The organism is Metallosphaera sedula DSM 5348 (assembly GCF_000016605.1).
GTDB lineage: Archaea > Thermoproteota > Thermoprotei_A > Sulfolobales > Sulfolobaceae > Metallosphaera > Metallosphaera sedula.
Genome location: NC_009440.1, coordinates 1,385,891 through 1,404,471 on the forward strand (window position 1 = coordinate 1,385,891; position 18,581 = coordinate 1,404,471).

At 47.7% G+C, this 18,581-nt stretch carries 14 protein-coding genes, 1 pseudogene and 1 riboswitch; of the genes and pseudogenes, 11 read left to right on the forward strand and 4 right to left on the reverse strand.

Annotated elements, in window-relative coordinates; genetic code table 11:
* The first annotated feature begins 1 nt into the window (after nucleotide 1).
* The 3 genes from MSED_RS07190 to MSED_RS07200 are packed head-to-tail and all read left to right on the forward strand — an operon-like array spanning nucleotide 2 to nucleotide 4,935.
* Nucleotides 2–1,246 (forward strand): nucleotidyltransferase family protein, encoded by a 1,245-nt coding sequence (locus tag MSED_RS07190; RefSeq protein WP_012021364.1) that lies wholly within the window; start codon nucleotides 2–4, stop codon nucleotides 1,244–1,246.
* A 1-nt stretch (nucleotide 1,247) separates the two neighbouring features.
* Complete coding sequence (locus MSED_RS07195) at nucleotides 1,248–3,095, forward strand: glycoside hydrolase family 15 protein (protein WP_012021365.1); 1,848 nt, start codon at nucleotides 1,248–1,250, stop codon at nucleotides 3,093–3,095.
* A 4-nt stretch (nucleotides 3,096–3,099) separates the two neighbouring features.
* On the forward strand, nucleotides 3,100–4,935 hold the full coding sequence (locus MSED_RS07200; protein ID WP_012021366.1) for an amylo-alpha-1,6-glucosidase: 1,836 nt from the start codon (nucleotides 3,100–3,102) through the stop codon (nucleotides 4,933–4,935).
* 26 nt (nucleotides 4,936–4,961) lie between these two features.
* Here MSED_RS07200 and MSED_RS07205 read toward each other — a convergent pair whose 3' ends face one another.
* Together MSED_RS07205 and MSED_RS07210 are read right to left on the reverse strand one after the other, a co-directional pair.
* Nucleotides 4,962–6,380, reverse strand: coding sequence for an acyl-CoA synthetase family protein (locus tag MSED_RS07205; protein WP_012021367.1), 1,419 nt, complete (start codon nucleotides 6,378–6,380; stop codon nucleotides 4,962–4,964).
* Nucleotides 6,381–6,411: 31 nt separating this feature from the next.
* Nucleotides 6,412–7,587 (reverse strand): 3-hydroxyacyl-CoA dehydrogenase, encoded by a 1,176-nt coding sequence (locus MSED_RS07210; RefSeq protein ID WP_012021368.1) that lies wholly within the window; start codon nucleotides 7,585–7,587, stop codon nucleotides 6,412–6,414.
* A gap of 81 nt (nucleotides 7,588–7,668) precedes the next feature.
* On the opposite strand from MSED_RS07210, the gene MSED_RS07215 reads away from it, so the two are divergent.
* Entirely contained in the window at nucleotides 7,669–8,751 is a 1,083-nt protein-coding gene (locus tag MSED_RS07215) for a succinate-semialdehyde dehydrogenase (RefSeq protein ID WP_012021369.1), read from the forward strand.
* Nucleotides 8,752–8,791: 40 nt separating this feature from the next.
* Here MSED_RS07215 and MSED_RS07220 read toward each other — a convergent pair whose 3' ends face one another.
* A complete protein-coding gene (locus tag MSED_RS07220; RefSeq protein WP_048060098.1) occupies nucleotides 8,792–9,181 on the reverse strand; it encodes a CBS domain-containing protein in 390 nt (129 codons plus the stop codon).
* Between the two features lie 166 nt (nucleotides 9,182–9,347).
* Here MSED_RS07220 and MSED_RS07225 point away from each other — a divergent pair, with 166 nt between their 5' ends.
* Entirely contained in the window at nucleotides 9,348–10,346 is a 999-nt protein-coding gene (locus MSED_RS07225) for an acryloyl-coenzyme A reductase (protein WP_012021371.1), read from the forward strand.
* 233 nt (nucleotides 10,347–10,579) lie between these two features.
* Here the strand turns inward: MSED_RS07225 and MSED_RS07230 are convergent.
* Nucleotides 10,580–11,796, reverse strand: a pseudogene (locus tag MSED_RS07230) (RNA-guided endonuclease InsQ/TnpB family protein).
* Nucleotides 11,797–12,050: 254 nt separating this feature from the next.
* A riboswitch (Fluoride riboswitch) is annotated at nucleotides 12,051–12,129 on the forward strand.
* A gap of 15 nt (nucleotides 12,130–12,144) precedes the next feature.
* On the opposite strand from MSED_RS07230, the gene MSED_RS07235 reads away from it, so the two are divergent.
* The 6 genes from MSED_RS07235 to MSED_RS07260 are packed head-to-tail and all read left to right on the forward strand — an operon-like array spanning nucleotide 12,145 to nucleotide 18,420.
* Nucleotides 12,145–13,440, forward strand: coding sequence for a hydrogenase 4 subunit F (locus MSED_RS07235; RefSeq protein ID WP_012021372.1), 1,296 nt, complete (start codon nucleotides 12,145–12,147; stop codon nucleotides 13,438–13,440).
* Nucleotides 13,437–14,543 (forward strand): NADH-quinone oxidoreductase subunit D-related protein, encoded by a 1,107-nt coding sequence (locus tag MSED_RS07240; RefSeq protein ID WP_012021373.1) that lies wholly within the window; start codon nucleotides 13,437–13,439, stop codon nucleotides 14,541–14,543. Before MSED_RS07235 ends, MSED_RS07240 begins: the two co-directional genes overlap by 4 nt.
* The gene (locus tag MSED_RS07245) at nucleotides 14,540–15,151 is read left to right on the forward strand and encodes an NADH-quinone oxidoreductase subunit B family protein (protein WP_012021374.1); all 612 of its coding nucleotides are present in this window, start codon (nucleotides 14,540–14,542) and stop codon (nucleotides 15,149–15,151) included. Before MSED_RS07240 ends, MSED_RS07245 begins: the two co-directional genes overlap by 4 nt.
* The gene (locus tag MSED_RS07250) at nucleotides 15,148–16,860 is read left to right on the forward strand and encodes a proton-conducting transporter transmembrane domain-containing protein (RefSeq protein ID WP_012021375.1); all 1,713 of its coding nucleotides are present in this window, start codon (nucleotides 15,148–15,150) and stop codon (nucleotides 16,858–16,860) included. Before MSED_RS07245 ends, MSED_RS07250 begins: the two co-directional genes overlap by 4 nt.
* The gene (locus tag MSED_RS07255) at nucleotides 16,857–17,798 is read left to right on the forward strand and encodes a respiratory chain complex I subunit 1 family protein (protein ID WP_012021376.1); all 942 of its coding nucleotides are present in this window, start codon (nucleotides 16,857–16,859) and stop codon (nucleotides 17,796–17,798) included. The genes MSED_RS07250 and MSED_RS07255 overlap by 4 nt, the downstream gene beginning before the upstream one ends.
* Nucleotides 17,791–18,420 carry a hydrogenase gene (locus MSED_RS07260; protein WP_012021377.1) on the forward strand — a complete coding sequence of 210 codons (630 nt, stop codon included), beginning with the start codon at nucleotides 17,791–17,793 and terminating at the stop codon, nucleotides 18,418–18,420. The genes MSED_RS07255 and MSED_RS07260 overlap by 8 nt, the downstream gene beginning before the upstream one ends.
* Nucleotides 18,421–18,581 lie beyond the last annotated feature (161 nt).

The following is an 18,581-nucleotide window of genomic DNA, read 5'->3' on the forward strand; positions in this document are numbered from 1 at the left end:
CATGCAATGGTCTCCTGAGGATATAAAGGTTATCATTCCCATTGGGGGAGAAGCAACGAGAATGCGCCCTTTAACCGTGGAAACCTCGAAAGCGACCGTGAGGCTTCTGAATAGACCCCTCCTCGAGTTTCCGATTCTCGAGCTCGCAAAGCAGGGAGTAAAGGAGTTCATTTTTGGCGTTAAGGGGTACGTTAATTACAAGTCTCTCTTTGACACCTTCAAGGAGGGTATAGGATTTTCAGCTAGGTACAGGATTAAACCAAGGGTGCACTTCAAGTATCAACCTAGAGTCGACAGCGTTGGTAACGCGGACTCCGTAAGGATCAACATGGACTATTACAGGATAGATGACATCACGCTCGTGATCCAGGGAGATAACCTGATCAAGCTGGACCTAAAGAAGCTAGTGGACTATCACCTGTCAAAGGGAGCGATAATGACTATCGTGCTCAAGAAGTGGCACGACGTGAGGGAATTCGGGGTTGCGGACCTTGGGGAAGACATGAAAATAAGGAAGTTCGTTGAGAAACCCAAGGAAGGAGAGGCTCCATCTAACCTGATCAACACGGGAGTCTACGTCTTGTCTCCTAAGATAAGGGATATCTTCGCGAGTGATGAGGTTTCGGCCATGAGAGAGGAGGGAAAGATGGACTTTGGGAAGGACATAATTCCCTGCCTAATCCAGAAAGGCTACCCAGTTTACGGTTACGTTACTGACTCTCTCTGGTTTGACGTCGGGACTCCTGAGAGGTACTTGGAAGCCATGAGGGTACTTCTAGAAAGCCTGGACGAACATGAAATGGGTGGGAAGAGGATAGACCAGTCCAAGAGGATATTTGTCCAGGGAACGAGCCCTGACTCCATAAGGAGGAGAAACGTGATAGCCATGAAGTATAGAAAGGGTAGGATGAAAATAGAAGGGAGCGTGCTCATAGGAAGGCACTGCCAGATCGGGAACAACGTTTACCTAGAGAACTCCACGATTGACAACTTCTCGATCCTAAGAAATAACGTCAGGGTTGTGAGGAGCTCCATCATGGACAGGGCATTCATTGGCGAAGGAGTAGTGATAGAGAACTCGGTCATAGCTAGACATGTGGAAATTAGGGGAGGGGCTAGGATAATTGGGAGTGTCATAGGTGACGATGTGGTGATAGATGCTGACACTGAGATAGTGAACTCGAAGATATATCCGCACAAAGTTATTAACGCGAATAGTAAAATACACGATACTGTACTGACTTAACATGAGACTTGCCAGCATTGGAAACGGAAAAATGCTAGTGAACTTTGATGACCACGGGAGGATTATTGACCTCTATTACCCCTATATAGGAATGGAGAACCAAACGTCTGGTATTCCCATAAGGGTTGCGCTCTGGGATGGGAAGAACGTTTATCTGGATGAGTCATGGAAGACCGAGGTCTCGTACGAGGACGGAACCAATCTTGTGGAGGTCAAGTGGACCCTAGATAACCCAGGACTTGAAATAACTTCCTACAACTTCGTCGACGTGAATGAACCTGTGATGAATTCCATAATAAAGATACTATCCAGGGATATTGAGGGAAAGCTCAGGCTCTTCTTCGTTCACGACCTAAACATTTATTCCAATCCCTTTGGAGATACTGCACTTCTGGACCCTGTTACCTGGTCCATGATTCACTACAAGTCCAAGAGGTACCTAGGAATCAAGCTCATGTCCACTGAAATGAACAACACGGAATTCTCCGCAACCAAGGGCGATCCCTTGGAGGATATAAAGGACGGGAGATTGGATGGTAGCCCGATCTCTCACGGAGACGTGAAGTCCGCGGTGGGGGTGGAACTAAACCTCAGGAGTAAATCCTTCGTGAAGGCCTATTACGTAATAGGGGCAGCGAGGAATCTCGAGGAGTTGAGGAGACTTCTCGGTGAGGCGAACCCAGCCAAGATAGAGAGCAACTTCGTCTCAGTGTTCCAGTTCTGGAAGAGCTGGCTATCTAAGGGTAGCTGGACATCTGATCACGAGAGCTGGATATACAACGTTAGTCTCCTGACCGTGAAGAATCACATGGACATGAATGGATCGATCATAGCCTCCTCAGATTTCTCCTTTGTGAACATCTATGGGGACTCTTATCAATACTTCTGGCCTAGAGACGGGGCCATAGCTGCGCACTCGCTGGATGTTGCGGGATATGGAGAACTGGCCATGAAGCACTTCAACTTTGTGAAGGAGATTGCAAATCCCGAGGGTTATCTACACCACAAGTACAACCCCAACAGGACGCTTGCAAGCTCGTGGCACCCCTGGCTCTATAACGGGAAGAGGATCCTGCCAATACAGGAGGACGAAACTGCTCTCGAGGTCTGGGCCATAGGAAGTCATTACAGGAGGTATAAGGACTTGGACGAACTCACAGAGATTTACAGGAAGTTTGTGAAACCAGCTCTACAGTTCATGATGAGGTACACCGAGGACGGACTTCCAAAACCGAGCTTTGATCTGTGGGAGGAGAGGTATGGAATTCACCTCTACACTGTGTCAACGGTGTATGGAGGGTTGGTCATGGGAGCAGAACTCGCCAAGGGAATGGGAGACGAAAGCCTTTCAGAAGACGCTCTAGACGTGGCCAAGACCATGAAGGAACAGGCCCTTTCCAGGTTGACCAATGGGAGGAGATTCATCAGGAGGCTAGACGAGAACTATCAGCCCGATCAGGTTGTGGACGCAAGCATGTATGCCCCGTACTACTTTGGGATGGTGGAACCAAATCATCCCATTATGATCTCCACCATGGAGGCCATAGAACAGAGGTTAATGATAAACGGTGGAATCGCGAGATACGAGAACGACATGTACCAGAGGAGAAAGGCTCAGCCCAATCCCTGGATAATCACAACCCTATGGGTTGCTCAATACATGATAGATACTTCCAGGCTGGATAAGGCCAAGGATCTCCTGACCTGGGTTATGAAGAGGGCAACCCCCTCTGGTTTCCTTCCTGAACAGGTTGACCCAGAGACGTGGGAGTCTACCTCCGTCATCCCCCTTGTGTGGTCGCATGCGGAACTAATAATTACATTAAATAAATACCACGGCAAATACTAACCGCATGCTCGACCCGAAGGAATGCGAGGACAGGGAGTGGATAATACCTACTGGGACCGGAGGTTATTCGTCCTCAACCTTCTGCGGAATAAACTCCAGAACTTATCACGGCCTGCTAGTTATACCGCAGGATCCACCTCACAGGAGATACATGACCCTGGCCAAGGTGGAGGATTTCGTTATAACTGACGGCCAAGAGTACCCCATGAGCACGAACCATTACCTGAACGACGTGTTTTATCCGGAGGGGTACAGGTTCCTGAATCACGTGGAGCGGGGAGAGAACTTTGTTAGATGGGACTTCCTTTTTGGGAATTCAAGGGTCGAGAGAACCCTGGTTGTGCACAGGGGTTACAACGCCATAACCCTGTCCTACGCTTCCCAGAGGGGAGTTTTCAGGATATGTCCCCTAGTCACGTACAGGAGTCATCATGTGGCTCTGAAGTCGGTTCACCCCATCTTCACGTACAGGCTTCTTCAGGACCACATTCTCCTTCTCGCGAATGGGATACCCTTCCTCAGGGTCAGGATAAGGGGAGACCACGTCCTCGATAAGACGGAGTACTGGTACTATAACTTCTTTTACCGTTTAGACTTCGAGAGGGGAACCAATTACCTGGAGGACCTGTACAATCCCTTCTGCGTGATCAGCAAGGGGAACAAGATTGAGATGGACTTCTACTGGGGGGAATTTGAGCCCGAGCAGAAAAGGGTTGGGTCCAAAGAGATCATGGACCTTCTTTCAAGTGCGGGGAAAAGCTTCGTCGTGAGAAGCGGAGACAAGTACGCGATCATTGCAGGATATCACTGGTTTGATGAGTGGGGAAGGGATACCATGATCTCCATGGAGGGGATCCTGCTCATGAACGGGTTGTATGAACAGGCCAAGAGCATCCTCTTGAGGTATTTCAATGCAGTTAACAGGGGCCTGATGCCCAATAACTTCCTGGGAAACAACGAGACCGCCTACAAGGGAGTCGACGTTTCGCTATGGGGAATCAACGCCGTGTACAAGTACTATCAGTACACGAATGACGTTGAGTTCCTGAAAAGGATATTCCCAAGAATGCTGGAGGTCGTGGACTCTTACTGGAAAGGAAACGGAGTTGTGGTGAACAAGGACAACCTCTTGTATCACGTTGGAGCACCTAGGACTTGGATGGACGCTCAGTTTGACGGTGAGGTCGTGACTCCAAGGGAAGGAGCAGCTGTCGAGATCAATGCCCTATGGTACAACGCGTTAATGATCATGGACCAGATCTCCAAGAGGTTGGGAATACATGACGACGAGTTCGTAGAGAAGGCCGAAAAGGTGAGGTCGGCGTTCCTGGAGAAGTTTCCTTCGGAGGCTGGGCTATATGACTACATTGGATGGGACGATAAGCCGGGGAAGGAGATTAGACCCAATCAGCTGGTTGCTCTTGGCCTTCCTTACCCTGTGGTCTCCAAGGATATCGCCATGAGGGTACTGGAGGTGGTGGAGACGGAACTGTTGAGGCCATACGGGTTGAGCACCCTCTCCAAGCGGGATAAAGGTTACACACCCTTTTACAGGGGCGATAGGGCCAGTAGAGACAGAGCGTATCATAACGGCCCGATATGGCCATGGCTCGTGGGAATCTACGTTGATGCTAAGCTCAACTTTGAATACGATTCCCTCAGAATCAAGAACCTGCTGAACCAATTCAGTCCCCTTCTAGGAGTGGCCGTGAGGGAAAATGGATACGTTCCTGAGCTCTTTGAGGATATTCCTCCCTACAAGAAGGGCGGATGTATTGCTCAAGCTTGGAGTGTCGCAGAATTGAACAGGGCAATTAGAAATATCATCAATTACTCGTGAGGAGTCACAAAAAGTAAAAAGACGTCTCACTTCTTTCTCTGGTCCAGAAACACCTGCAACTTATAACCTGTCCAGGCAGTCTTACCTGGTTCCACCCACTCTATCTCCACATCATCCTTGTTGAGCCCTATTCTCTCTGCGAGTATCTCCCTTGCCCTAGAGTCGTAGGTAGAATCTACCATGTTTCTCCTCGTCTCAACCCTTATCTTCAGTTTATCCATCTCATTACCGTAGATTATCACGTTAAACATTCCGGTTGTGTCTGGTATCTCGTTCACTGCATCCTCCACGTATATTGGGAGCAATAACTTGCCCTTGACCTTAAACATCCATTCCACTCTTCCGGGAATTGGCTCCACGAACCTGGCGTGGGTTATTCCATACGTGGGATCTGGATCTGTGGTAAACTCATTCTTCACGTAATCGCCTAAACTGTACCTGATTAGGGGCATGGTAAAGTGGTTGAGAAGGGTAGCGATAAGCTCTCCCCTCTCTCCTGGTGATGCTGGCTCGTCGGTCTTGGGATCGACGATATCAAATATCTCCATGTCCTCCCAAATCACAAGCTGGCCATCTAGGCCAGGCACTTCAACGGCCATGTGTCCGTCAGTCGTGCCCCACACGCTGATCGCTAGCTTCGCGTTGGGATGAACTTGGAACAACTTTTTCTTCGTGTTCTCGGCCGCGGCCCCGCCGTGAAGGAGAAGAACCTTGAACGGGGACTCCCAACCCTCCGCCTTTGCTTCCTCTCCTATGAGCCTGTGAAGCCAGGGAGTGGTAGCCAGGACGTCTACTTTCCAGAGCCTGAATATGAGGTTATGCCTTGCCTTCCACGAGAAGTAAGTCTCACCTCCCCCCGCAATAGCCGTCGCTCCGCATCTCCACATTGCAGTCTCGACCACTGGAGGACCCCAGCTGTAGAAACCTGACATGTTAAGGTAGTTTGCGTAAACAGTCGTAGGTTTAACTCCGGCGAAGGTCCAGAGATACCTAGCTTGTGCCTCCTCGAAGTAGTCAAGTTCGAGGGCACCCCAACCTTGGAAGGTGGGTAAACCTGTGGAACCAGAGGTTGCACTCACAAATCTAATCCTCTTGGCTAGCTCAGGAACCATAATGGAACCGAATGGAGGGTTAGCTGACAGGTCCTTCCTGAGTTCGTCCTTCCTTAGAATCGGTATCTTCACGATATCCTTCCAATCGCGTATTTGATCTGGTTCGAAACCCTTGGACTTCCAGAAGTTCCTGTAAAAGGGCACGTTGTCCCATGCCCACTTAACTATCCTCTTGAGCCTGAAGGACTTTACCTTCTCCAACTCCTCCCTCTTCATGGTCATTATCTTCTTGTTCCAGAGCGTCTCGGAGGGATTCAAGGGATATTGGGTGTTAATGTAACCTTCCCTTCTAAGTTCCTCGTGGATCCTTTCATATTCCTGTAGAACCGTCATGGTTGTAAAATGTTTAAATAATTTAAAAACTTTAAGTCTTACCGTACGTGTAAAATCCCCTTCCAGAACTCTTGCCAGTTTGGCCTTGGGATACCATCTTGACCAGGAGGGGATTCGGTGAGTAGGCCTCATACCCTCTAGAGTGAATTTCCCTTAATGCGTTGAGGATCTTGTCTAGTCCCAGCTCGTCGGCCATCTCAAGGAGCCCCTTGGGGAAGTTAAAGCCAAGTCTCATCACCGTGTCTATCTCCTCTGCGTTGACTATGTTGTTCTCTATTAACCAGGCACCCTCATTCACCGCGAGAGAGATGATCCTTTCCGGGGGAACCTTGCTTTCGGGAGGCAGCGATACCTTGCTGTATTTGCCCGGTGCTGGGTAAGTGTAGAATCCCTTTCCCGTCTTGACCCCAAGCTCCTTTCTGTCCACCCTCTCCTTATAGCTTGAGCACTTAACGTCTGAGGCTCCCCTCTCCACTATGACCTTCCACAGGTCCACCGCCACGTCTAGACCAACGTAATCTGCGAGCTCGAAGATGCCCATGGGTAGCTTTAACTTGTTCCTGGCTGATGAGTCAACTTCCTCAATCGTGGCCTCACCGCTCTCAACCTCCCTGCACGCCTCTTGCAGTAGCCTCAGAAAGATCCTATTACTCACGAACCCTGGTACCTCAACCCTAAGTCTCACTGGAGTTTTCCCCATCTTCTTAGCCAACTCCACCGTGTACCTAGTTACATCCTCTGAGGTGTACTTGCTGGGAATAACCTCAACCAGCTTCATGAGGGGCGGTGGATTGAAGAAGTGCATCCCTATGACCTTCTCCTTCCTCGAGGTGATCTCGCCGATATCACTGATAGGGATTGAACTAGTATTAGTTGCCAGGATCGACTCCTTGGGCACCACTCTGTCCAGTTCCTGAAATACCTTTCTCTTCAACTCCAATATTTCCGGAACAGCCTCGATCGCAAAGTCAACGTCCTTAGCTACGTCATAGCTCACGGATATCTCTATTCTACTCATTACAGTATCAGGTGTTTCCCTTATGGTACCTCTCTCGTGCAATCTCTTGAGCGAATCATACATCCTCTCCTTGGCCCTGTTCAGGATGTCCCAGGATATGTCGATTAGCTTTACCTCCATGCCCGCCATGGCAGCCACTTCGGCTATGCCATGACCCATGGTTCCCGAACCAACAACAGCTATTCGCATACGAGTATGAGCGAAAACCAATTTAAAAGAGTGCTACTTTTACACTTTAAACATTTTAAACCCGAAGTGCTACTTCACATTATGAAAGCTGCAGTACTTCATACGTATAAGGAACCGCTGTCCATTGAGGACGTGAATATCTCCCAACCTAAGGCTGGGGAAGTCAAGATCAAGGTCAAGGCAACCGGGCTCTGTCACTCCGACGTCAATGTCTTTGAGGGGAAAACCCCAGTTCCTCCCCCAGTGGTTGCTGGACACGAAATATCAGGGATTGTGGAGGAAGTGGGACCTGGGGTGACCAGGGTTAAACCAGGTGATAGGGTGATTTCAGCGTTTATTCACCCCTGTGGTAAATGCGGTAACTGCGTTGCAGGAAAGGAGAATCTGTGTGAGACCTTCTCCCAGGTCAGACTCAAGGGAGTAATGCCAGATGGAACGTCAAGGCTGTCAAAGGACGGAAAGGAGATAAGGACTTTCCTTGGAGGCGGTTTCGCGGAGTACGCCATTGTGGGAGAGAACGCGCTAACCAGGGTTCCAGAGGACATGGACCTAGAGAAGGTAGCTGTCCTAGGTTGTGCTGGGTTAACAGGGTACGGTGCCATATCATCATCCAAGATTGAGCCTGGAGACACTGTGGCCGTGATAGGCGTAGGAGGAGTGGGTTTGTCCACAATACAACTCCTAAGGGCCTCGGGTGCCGGGAGGATAATCGCCGTGGGAACGAAAAAGTGGAAACTTGACAGGGCCATGGAGCTAGGTGCAACTGACGTGGTAAACTCGAAGGAGATAGATCCCGTCAAAGCAATAAAGGAGATCACGGGTGGAGGGCCACAGGTGGTGATAGAGGCTGGAGGAAATGAGGATACGATTCATATGGCGCTGGATTCAGTTAGAATTGGAGGAAAGGTGGTTCTGGTAGGGTTACCTCCAGCAACGGCCATGATACCCATCAGGGTAGCGTCAATAGTTAGGGGAGGCATAGAGGTTGTGGGGAATTACGGAGGAAGACCTAGGGTTGATATGCCCAAGCTTCTCGAGCTAGTGAGGCAGGGAAGATACGATCCGTCTAGGCTTGTGACGGGTAGATTCAGGTTGGAGGAAATAAATGAGGCAGTCAAAATGCTTGAGGAAGGAGAGGCCATAAGAAGTCTCATAATCCCGTAAGCTAGGTAAAGGTAGCTCTATCTTCTTCAGGACTTTTTCTTCACCAGATAGTGAGGTCTGTCGCAATCAGGCCTAGGCTTCTTGCAACATCCCTAAGCGACACTACGCCAATGACTCTGCTCCCCTCCTTCACGACGAGATGCCTAATCCCCTTACCCACCATTAGGATTGCCGCTTCCCCAACGTCAGTCCCTGCATCAGCCGTCACCAAGTTGGTGCTCATAACTTCCCTTACCTTGGTGGTCAAGGGAAGATCTGAGGCTATGGCATACACTATATCCCTTTCAGAGATGATCCCCTTAGGTTCTCCTCCCTCAACTACCAGAAGTGAGCCCACTATCTCCTTTTTCATGAGCTTAGCGGCCCTAACGAGATCTGACTCAGGATCTATGGTTACTGGTTCCCTCCCGATTAATTCTTTCAGAATCATTAAGTAATATATTGTCGTGAAGGATAATAAAGTTCCCAACCTCATCTAGAGATTTTAACACCCGTAATGATCAGGGAAGAAAATTCGAATATCGAATAAAAAAAGACCGGAATAATCTCGATTAAAAACCAGTTATTTTTTAAGTTATTTAAATGCATTTAAAGTGATGAAAGCTGTCGTAGTGAAAGGACATAAACAGGGTTATGAGGTCAGGGAAGTTCAGGACCCGAAACCTGCTTCAGGAGAAGTAATCATCAAGGTCAGGAGAGCAGCCCTGTGTTATAGGGACCTTCTCCAGCTACAGGGGTTCTACCCTAGAATGAAGTACCCTGTGGTTCTAGGACATGAGGTTGTTGGGGAGATACTGGAGGTAGGTGAGGGAGTGACCGGTTTCTCTCCAGGAGACAGAGTAATTTCACTCCTCTATGCGCCTGACGGAACCTGCCACTACTGCAGACAGGGTGAAGAGGCCTACTGCCACTCTAGGTTAGGATACTCTGAGGAACTAGATGGTTTCTTCTCTGAGATGGCCAAGGTGAAGGTAACCAGTCTCGTAAAGGTTCCAACGAGAGCTTCAGATGAGGGAGCCGTTATGGTTCCCTGCGTCACAGGCATGGTGTACAGAGGGTTGAGAAGGGCCAATCTAAGAGAGGGTGAAACTGTGTTAGTTACGGGAGCAAGCGGTGGAGTTGGAATACATGCCCTGCAAGTGGCAAAGGCCATGGGAGCCAGGGTAGTGGGTGTCACGACGTCGGAGGAGAAGGCATCCATCGTTGGAAAGTATGCTGATAGGGTCATAGTTGGATCGAAGTTCTCGGAGGAGGCAAAGAAAGAGGACATTAACGTGGTAATAGACACCGTGGGAACGCCAACCTTCGATGAAAGCCTAAAGTCGCTCTGGATGGGAGGTAGGATAGTCCAAATAGGAAACGTGGACCCAACCCAATCCTATCAGCTGAGGTTAGGTTACACCATTCTAAAGGATATAGCCATAATTGGGCACGCGTCAGCCACAAGGAGGGATGCAGAGGGAGCACTAAAGCTGACTGCTGAGGGGAAGATAAGACCAGTGGTTGCGGGAACTGTTCACCTGGAGGAGATAGACAAGGGATATGAAATGCTTAAGGATAAGCACAAAGTGGGGAAAGTACTCCTTACCACGTAATCTAGGATAGTACAATCAGTAGCAAAGTATTGTCCACAACTCCAAGTAGACACTGACGATATTTGCCAAGATAGTTAACTCAAGGTATAGATAAGGTAAAAGAAGATCCCAATTAGCTAAACAAACCTTGAGAGGATAAGGAGTCACTTAATCATGTTGAAGGTTTCCAACGATGAAATCGTTTAACAATGTTGATACGGATTGGACAAAGGATTGAAGCAGGAGACTCGAAGCTACTCCGCCCTTACGGACGGGGCATCCCCACCTCGCGATGGGGATTTCCTGCTTCTTTGGGGGAACTTACTATACATCACCTCATGGAAGGTGACGTACAGTAGGGGTTCCCCCTCCACAGGCAGAGGGGCAGTCCCAACCCCATCCCTCAAGATGTTTAGGGACGCGTTGTAATCACGGTCGATAACAAGGCCGCAACTGGGACAGTGAAATAACCTGTCAGACAGGCCAAGTTTTACCCTGTACCCACACCTGGAACAGGTCTGCGACGTATATGCTGGGTCTACCTCGACCACCCTCCTACCAGCTCAGCCTTGTGGGAGAGGTGATGGAGGAAGGTGGAGAAACTGGAGTAGAGGATGTGCTTCCTCAATCTACCGAAGGAGTCCTGTACCATTTCTCGTGTGTTTAGCTTCTCAACAACTATTACGTCATGATCCTTGACTAACCACGTGGTTATCTTGTGTATGTAATCGCGTAGAGTGTTCTCAAGCCTCTCATAGGCCTTAGCTAGCTTCAGTCTAGCCTTTTCGCGGTTCCTTGAACCCCTCCTCTTCCTCGACAGTCTCCTTTGCAACAATTTGATCCTCTCTTCCCTCCTATCTAGGAGTTTAGGGTTCTCGATTACGTCACCGTCACTCGTGGTAACGAATTTTCCTATTCCTAGGTCAATCCCCACGACTCTACCGGTCCTTTCTAGGGGTTGTTTCTCTTGTTCGACTTGAAATATTGCGTACTACCTGTTTGTCTTGCTTCTCTTCACGATTACTCCCTTCACTTCTCCCTGTGTTGGCCTATGAAGAAGGAGCTTGATCTCTCCTATCTTGGATAGATGGAGCTTATCGCCTCGCAATTTGAACCCAGATTGGTTGTACCAGACTATCTTGAACGCCTTCCTGTACCTTAGTTTCCCCACTTTCTTTTCGTTCCTCTTTAGTTCTGATAACACCTTGATGTTGTACCATAGGACGTTGTTTACCATTTGTAGGGCTTTAGAGTACACCTCGTGTTTCTCGTCCATGTCCTTGAGTAGCTTTTGAGTGTCGAACTGTGTTGCCTTCATTCCCTGTCTTCTTCTCTCCGTGATGTAGTCCAGTAACTTGTTGTACACTTTCGCCTCTATTTCCATCGTGTTGATGAGTTTTCTCTCTATCTCTGGTGTCGGGTATGCCCTGTACTTGAATGAGAGGGTTACCTTGCCATCTTTTGATTTCAACGCTGTATAAAAACCAGTTTCTTTTGGTACAAAATCTTTTCTGGGGGCTATCCATCCCCACGCGGATGGAGACTTCCGCCCTCTTAACCCCCGTCAAGGTTAAAAACAGGAAAAGACTAGGAGGCCGATCAAGGAGAACCAACAACATTGCTCATATCTGATCACATTGGAAAGTCATTCCAGGAAACGACTAGTCCTCTAGTAAAAGGTAACTTCACACTATCGTAAATAAGGCTTATAATCCAGTTACTTTGTAGGTTACTGGGGATGGCGTCCCCCAGGGCTTGTTCCCGAACCGCCTGATACATGAAGGCTGATGACGCCTATCTCTTGCCTAGGTGAGATAGGATGACTGGCCTAAACCTAGTGGGATGGATAATACTAGTTCCCATTTTGGGAAGTGCAGTAGTTTTTAAGGAAAAGTACTCCACGGTAGCCTCTGCTACGATCACCCTAATTCTCGTGCTAGCTCTCAAACCATTTTTACCCATAGTCTCCCAATTTTACGTTAGTAACTTAACTTGGTATTTTTTGGTCATGGTGGCCGGTGTCTATCTGCTCTCATCCATTTACTCCCTCTTCTACGTGGAGAAGAGGGGAGTTCAGGAAAGGAATTACTATTATTTCCTCAATCTATTCGCCGCCTCCATGTTGTTCACACTCTCCGTCAACAATCTTGGACTCATGTGGGTTGGATTAGAGGCCACTACGATATCGTCCGTGCTTCTAGTAACCTTTGAGGGTACTTCAACTGCACTTGAGGCAGGATGGAGGTATCTCCTTCTTGTTTCCTCCGGAGTGACTTTCGCATTCATCTCTGTCATCCTTTTCTATTTCGGCCTACACACCTTAACCATAAGCGAGGTACTATATCCTCACTTTTCTCCATTATTCTCGTTGGCCTCAGCCATTGCACTATTGGGTTTCGGGACAAAGGCTGGAGTATTCCCAGTAAATACCTGGCTACCAGATGCTCATTCGGAAGCTCCTTCACCTGTGAGTGCACTTTTTTCAGGAGTCCTCCTGCCAGTATCTATCTACATTCTTCACACAATTTTCATCATAGCACCCCTTCCGGGACTGTATAGCTGGCTAGCTACTATCTCCATTCTCATTTCCTCCATAATGATGGCTAGCCAACGATATTACAAGAGGCTATTCGCCTACTCCACGATCGAGAACATGAATTTTGCCCTTCTTGGGGTTGCAGTGAACTCGTTAACAGGTTTAGTTATACTCTTGGTGACTCACGCATTCGCTAAGGCTGGGGCGTTTTATGCGTCTGGATCCCTGCTCAAAAGCCAAGGGACCAAGGAGATCAACGAACATGGACTCTATGGAAGTCCCTTACTAGCTTCTTCGCTCATCCTTTCATCTCTAGCAGTAACGGGTGCACCTCCCTTTGGCAACTTCATTGGAGAGTTCCTGATTCTCTCCTCAGTCCTCAAACATGGACTTGTCCCCCAATTCTGGATTGTAATCATTTCCTTGATAATATCATTCGTCTGCGTTAACTATCATGTGTCTAGGATGATCTTTAAGGGAAAACCATTTCGGGAGAGATACAAGGCACTCTCGATCATTGCCATAATTTCAGCTCTGATTTCCTTAATCGTTGGTGTAGTAGGGGTGGTACTACTATGAGAGTTATAGGAGATATAGGGCCTTACTGCCTGACCTCAGACGGGCTCAGAGAAGGACCGTGCATTAAGGACCAGAGCGAAGAGGAGAGTCTGGGCTATGGTTCATTCAAGTTCGTTTATGGCCCGTCAGCTGGGGGTCTACTGGAGTCAGTGGGATTTGAAATTACAACTTATGGAGAAAGCATAGAGAAAATAAATCATTTACCATATAAGGGTAGACAAATAACTCTCTCCGGGCTGACAATTGGAGATGCCCTCCTTAGAGTTGAGAGAATTAACGGAGCGTTCACCGCATCTCATTCCATCTCTTTTCTTCAGGCAATTGAGAGTGCCTTAGAGATAGAGGTGCCTCACGACGTTGTTATTTCTAGGATGGCTCAGCTCGAGCTTGAAAGGATAAGGAATAATCTACTCGTGATTCAGAGGGTATTGGAATCGGCATCGTTCCTGGTTCCATCATTTCTTCTTCTCCAGCAGATAGAGGAGGTTAACAGGGCCATAGCGAGGTCTTGCGGTCATAGATATTTCTTTGGGGCTAACTACCCAGGAGGAGTTAGATGTGAGCTTAAGCTTCCGTCTCTTAAGATTTCGGACATAGAGAGAACGCTAGAGAACAGGATCTTCATTGACAGACTCCAAGGCAATGGAGTGGTTAAGGATAGCTTCTCCATTGGGCCTGTCGCCAGGGCCTCTGGGTTCAAGTACGACGCAAGGCTAGACTCGGATTTTCTAGCTTACAGGAACTTTGACCTGAGAATCCCTACTCAGGATCAGGGAGATGCCTTCTCCAGGATCCTAGTTCGTCTGGAGGAGATTAAGGAATCGCTTAGGCTACTCCAGGAGCTCAAGGTAAAACCCTGTAGTTTCACCATGAAGATAAGGGATGGAGAGGGAATAGGAAGAGTTGAGAGCCCATCTGGAGATCTGGCTTACCTCACAAGGGTGAGGAGTGGCCACGTGGAGAGAGCATACCTTTTAGCTCCATCAAAGGTAAACATGAGACTTTTCCTCAAGTCCATGCCTGGAAATATCTTCACTGACTTTCCCTTCAACTGGGAAAGTTTCGGGATCTGGATATCTGAGCTCGAGGTCGATCTGGAATGAATTGGTTTATAAAGGGAATTAGGATGGGTGTTAAGACCGAGGACGATTATCACCACGAAACTAAATGGCCATCCAGGCTCACGAGAGTTAAAGGAGGAGAAATTACCTGTCCCACTGACGCCATAGGTGAGGAATGGAAACAGGAGAGATGCATTTTCTGCAGGGCATGTGAACCCGTATTCTCGCCAACAGGGGAGACCTTGACACCTAGGGTTGAGAGGTCAGATGTTACCTTCAAAAGATCATTCTATCTGTATCCGTTAGATGCTGGAAGCTGTGGCGGATGCAACCTAGAACTAAGGCTGATTTCCTCTCCTCAGTATGATATGACTAGATTTGGTATTTTCTTCACCAATACCCCCAAGCACGCCGACGCACTACTAATTATGGGGAATCTGGGCAAGAGAATGGAAGAGGTTATAAGGAGAGCTTATGATGTAATACCTTCCCCAAAGCTAGTGATTCTCTTGGGTACGTGTGCCATATCAGGTGGAGTGACCGGAATTCCACCAGACATAAGGGGAGACGTCATTGTTCCAGGCTGTCCCCCAACCCCTGCCTCAATACTTGATGCATTGATAAAGGCCAAAGGAGGTGATAGGAAGTGATTCTAGAACTCGACCTAATTTACATACTATCTGCTCTTTCCTTAGTTACATCCCTCTTCAGCAACAGAATATCTTTAGTGCTTCTCGTGTTAGCTTCTGGGATACTTGCCTTTTACGGTGTACAGGAACTACCCATGGGTATATTCTACCTAGTCGCGGGATTGGTATGGGTTCTGGTCGCTTTACACTCCTTGTTCCACTATAGCGATAAGTGGCTCACTATGACCCTAAGTGGTACTGTACTAGGGATCATTGTGGTTCTTACCAGCACGAACTACATCGAGTTTCTCGCGGGATGGGAAACCATGACGCTTTTCTCGTTCGTTGGAATAGCGATCTACAGAAAGGACTGGAAACCTGCATTAACTTTCCTTGCGTTCGGGGAGCTGAGCACTGCATTACTGCTAGCCGGTTTCGCCCTTGCCTACTCTCAGACAGGTAGTCTAGTATTCGAGAGGTTAAGCACTCAGCTCCCCCTCATTATAACGTCAATGGGTTTCATCGTCAAGATGGGAATATTCCCATTCCTTGTCGTGGAGTGGTTGCCCATAGCCCACGGAAACGCCAGGTCGGATCTATCAGCAGTTCTAAGCGCAACGGTAACCATGACAGGGATTTACGGAATATTGAAGATGGAGTCCTTGAGTCCCGTTTCGACGTATCTGGGAATATTCCTTCTCGCCGTGGGAGCCTTCTCCAACCTGTTTGGTGCCCTATACTCCTATGTCTCCGATCATGTTAAGGGATTGCTAGCGTTTAGCACCATCGAAAATAATGGTGCCATGCTAGCTCTGTTGGGAAGCCTAGAGCTTGTGAGCGGAGACTTGAAGGAGTTCGTCACGTTTAGTCTTTTTACTTACGTAATAGCTCACTCCCTCGCTAAGACAGGGCTTTTTCTTTCAACTGGATATGTTGAGGGAGAATCGCTGACAACTGCAAGCTCCTTTAGATATGGTCTCTCAGTTCTAGGAGCAGTCCTGATGGCCATGTCGTTATCGGGGCTTTTGCCTACCATAGGGGGAATCGCGACGTGGTCATTGCTGGAGTCGATGTTCATGGAAGCTATAACACTACCGCACTTCATCAACATTGTCCCAATAGTGGCAGGTGTCATGATAGGCATGGGAGAGGGATTTGCCACCGGATCCCTTGCGAAGTTCGTATCATACACTCAACTGACAAAACCGATCAAGGACAAACAGGGACTCATCCTTGCAGTTTCTGGGATCCTCGTCTTAGTTACTGTGGGCCTGGCGTATCTTCTTTCTCCCTTCAGAACAGAGGTGTCCCAGCTTGGGGTTGGGCTAAATTCCCTTATCTCCTCGCAATATCAAAGAAGTTTTGGAGGGATTGATCCGCTTTATATCTTAGTTTCATGGCCGATTATCGCATTAATAGTGTACCTGTCCCTAGGTAAGAGAAAAATAAGAGTTGTAGACCCTTGGGATAATGGATCTGCTCAAGGATTTAGATACACCTCCTTTGGCATGGCAAATAACGTGAGACTGATGTTAAGGGCTTTACTTAGAACCAAGACTGGATCCCTGGAGACTAGCGCTGACATCTTCTGGCAAGCCATGTTAGTTTTAATCAGATGGTATCTCAAATTCTCTAGAACCTTCTCCAGGAGCTTCATGAATGGCTCCCTGAGATGGTACATGGTTTACATGATAATTGCCATTGTCGTCATAATGGTGATCACGTTATGATTAACACGTTAGTGGAAACACTTATCCAGGTCTCTGCAGTACTTGCCCTCTCTCCTCTCTATCCCGGCATCCTTGAGAAAATGAAAGCTAGGGTGGAAGGAAGAAGAGGTCCTAGCATATTTCAGCCCTACTACGATCTACTAAAACTTAACAAGAAGGAGATGACCATTCCGAGAAACGCAGGATGGCTCTTCGTCAATGGACCATACCTTGTTTTCTCGATTTATGTCCTTATCTCCTTTGTAATTCCTGTTGTTTACCCAGAACCTGTCTATCTTACCCCAGTGGTGGACTTTTTAGGAGGAGCTCTCCTTTTCTCGCTTTCAGGTTTCTTGAAAGTCTATGAGTCCATGGAAAGCTCTAGTAACCTAGTAACTCTTGGGGTATCGAGAAACATTTCCTTTGCCTATCTTGGAGAGGCCACCCTGCTAACAGTGTTCATAGCAGTTGCGTTGGTAACTGGAACTAATAATCCCTACATTACAATGGAGGCTATTCAATCGCCGACAGAATATCTCTTCCTGCCTCATATAACAGCCAGTGTGGCCTTTTTCATGTTATGGTTGTACGAGACTGGGAAACTTCCGTTGGAGAGCTCAGGGATGTCGGAAATGGGAATGATCGATGATTCTCTAGTATATGAATACAGCGGAAAGGGTCTGATGCTATTGAGATGGGGAAGCTACGTGAAGTCTTACCTTCTTGGGTCTGTGTTGTTAAACGTCTTCCTCATACCCTGGGGAATGCAGACGGGTGTACTTGGGGCCATGGCGGATGTGGGAATAATGTTCCTGAAGTGGTTAGTTCTCCTTATGATAACCGTGGTAATAGAGACAAGCCTCGCGAAGTTCAGGCTATTTAAGATACAGGACTTCCTGATTGTGGCCTTAGTGCTCTCGGTGTTTTCGGTTATCCTGACGGTGACCTTGAATGGTTGAACTTATCCAGGAAATAATACTGTTGCTCTCCTTCCTGTTACCTGTCACTGCCTTGTATATACAGGGTCAAGCCTATTTCAATCCTGCAATAAAAGTGGTTGGGGTTCAGTCCCTTATCATTGGGACTATTTCTCTTGTTTACTATTTATTTACGGATAATATTGAGTTCATAATATTAGCTGGGATAATATTTTTTACGAGAGTATTCCTTACGCCATATATTCTACTAAGGACGGTAAAGTATAGAGAATGGGATAGGGAAAAAGTAAAGGTTTTATCCAGTTTCGTTTTGAACTTAACCTTCTTCTTCTCGGCAACCCTCCTTGTAGCTTATGCGGTATTCACAAGGGCTATACCAACGGAATATGAGCAGGTTATAATGCCCATGACGCTCTTTTTCCAGGGTTTATTTCTCATAGCATCACGTAAGTCAACCGTAGCTCACATACTAGGGTATATAGAACTTGAAAATTCCCTTGTGATGCTGGGCATATTTCTCATACCTCCACCGATCCTGATAGATGCTACAGTATTTCTAGATGTCTTGGCCCTAGTTGTCATATCGTCCATCATTATCGTCGAGAAGAGAGACCACGAGCCTCTTGAAGAGTTAACAGGATGAAAACACCAAGGTCTAACAAGAAATGGAGTTGCTTAACAGCGTGACTCATTCACGCCCGGCATTAGTTAGAGAAGCGAATGGTGACATGTATGTTATCTTCACATGAAACCTTCGGAACTCGTCTTGAGCGAGTCTGAAGGAAAAGAGATCTTAAGAAGTTT

Coding starts and splice junctions, on each gene's coding strand:
- MSED_RS07205 (WP_012021367.1), bottom strand. CDS start 6,380: ATGACGGTTCTACAGGAATATGAAAGGATCCACGAGGAACTTAGAAGG.
- MSED_RS07245 (WP_012021374.1), top strand. CDS start 14,540: ATGAATTGGTTTATAAAGGGAATTAGGATGGGTGTTAAGACCGAGGAC.
- MSED_RS07210 (WP_012021368.1), bottom strand. CDS start 7,587: ATGCGAATAGCTGTTGTTGGTTCGGGAACCATGGGTCATGGCATAGCC.
- MSED_RS07255 (WP_012021376.1), top strand. CDS start 16,857: ATGATTAACACGTTAGTGGAAACACTTATCCAGGTCTCTGCAGTACTT.
- MSED_RS07190 (WP_012021364.1), top strand. CDS start 2: ATGCAATGGTCTCCTGAGGATATAAAGGTTATCATTCCCATTGGGGGA.
- MSED_RS07225 (WP_012021371.1), top strand. CDS start 9,348: ATGAAAGCTGTCGTAGTGAAAGGACATAAACAGGGTTATGAGGTCAGG.
- MSED_RS07260 (WP_012021377.1), top strand. CDS start 17,791: ATGGTTGAACTTATCCAGGAAATAATACTGTTGCTCTCCTTCCTGTTA.
- MSED_RS07220 (WP_048060098.1), bottom strand. CDS start 9,181: ATGATTCTGAAAGAATTAATCGGGAGGGAACCAGTAACCATAGATCCT.
- MSED_RS07200 (WP_012021366.1), top strand. CDS start 3,100: ATGCTCGACCCGAAGGAATGCGAGGACAGGGAGTGGATAATACCTACT.
- MSED_RS07195 (WP_012021365.1), top strand. CDS start 1,248: ATGAGACTTGCCAGCATTGGAAACGGAAAAATGCTAGTGAACTTTGAT.
- MSED_RS07235 (WP_012021372.1), top strand. CDS start 12,145: ATGACTGGCCTAAACCTAGTGGGATGGATAATACTAGTTCCCATTTTG.
- MSED_RS07215 (WP_012021369.1), top strand. CDS start 7,669: ATGAAAGCTGCAGTACTTCATACGTATAAGGAACCGCTGTCCATTGAG.
- MSED_RS07240 (WP_012021373.1), top strand. CDS start 13,437: ATGAGAGTTATAGGAGATATAGGGCCTTACTGCCTGACCTCAGACGGG.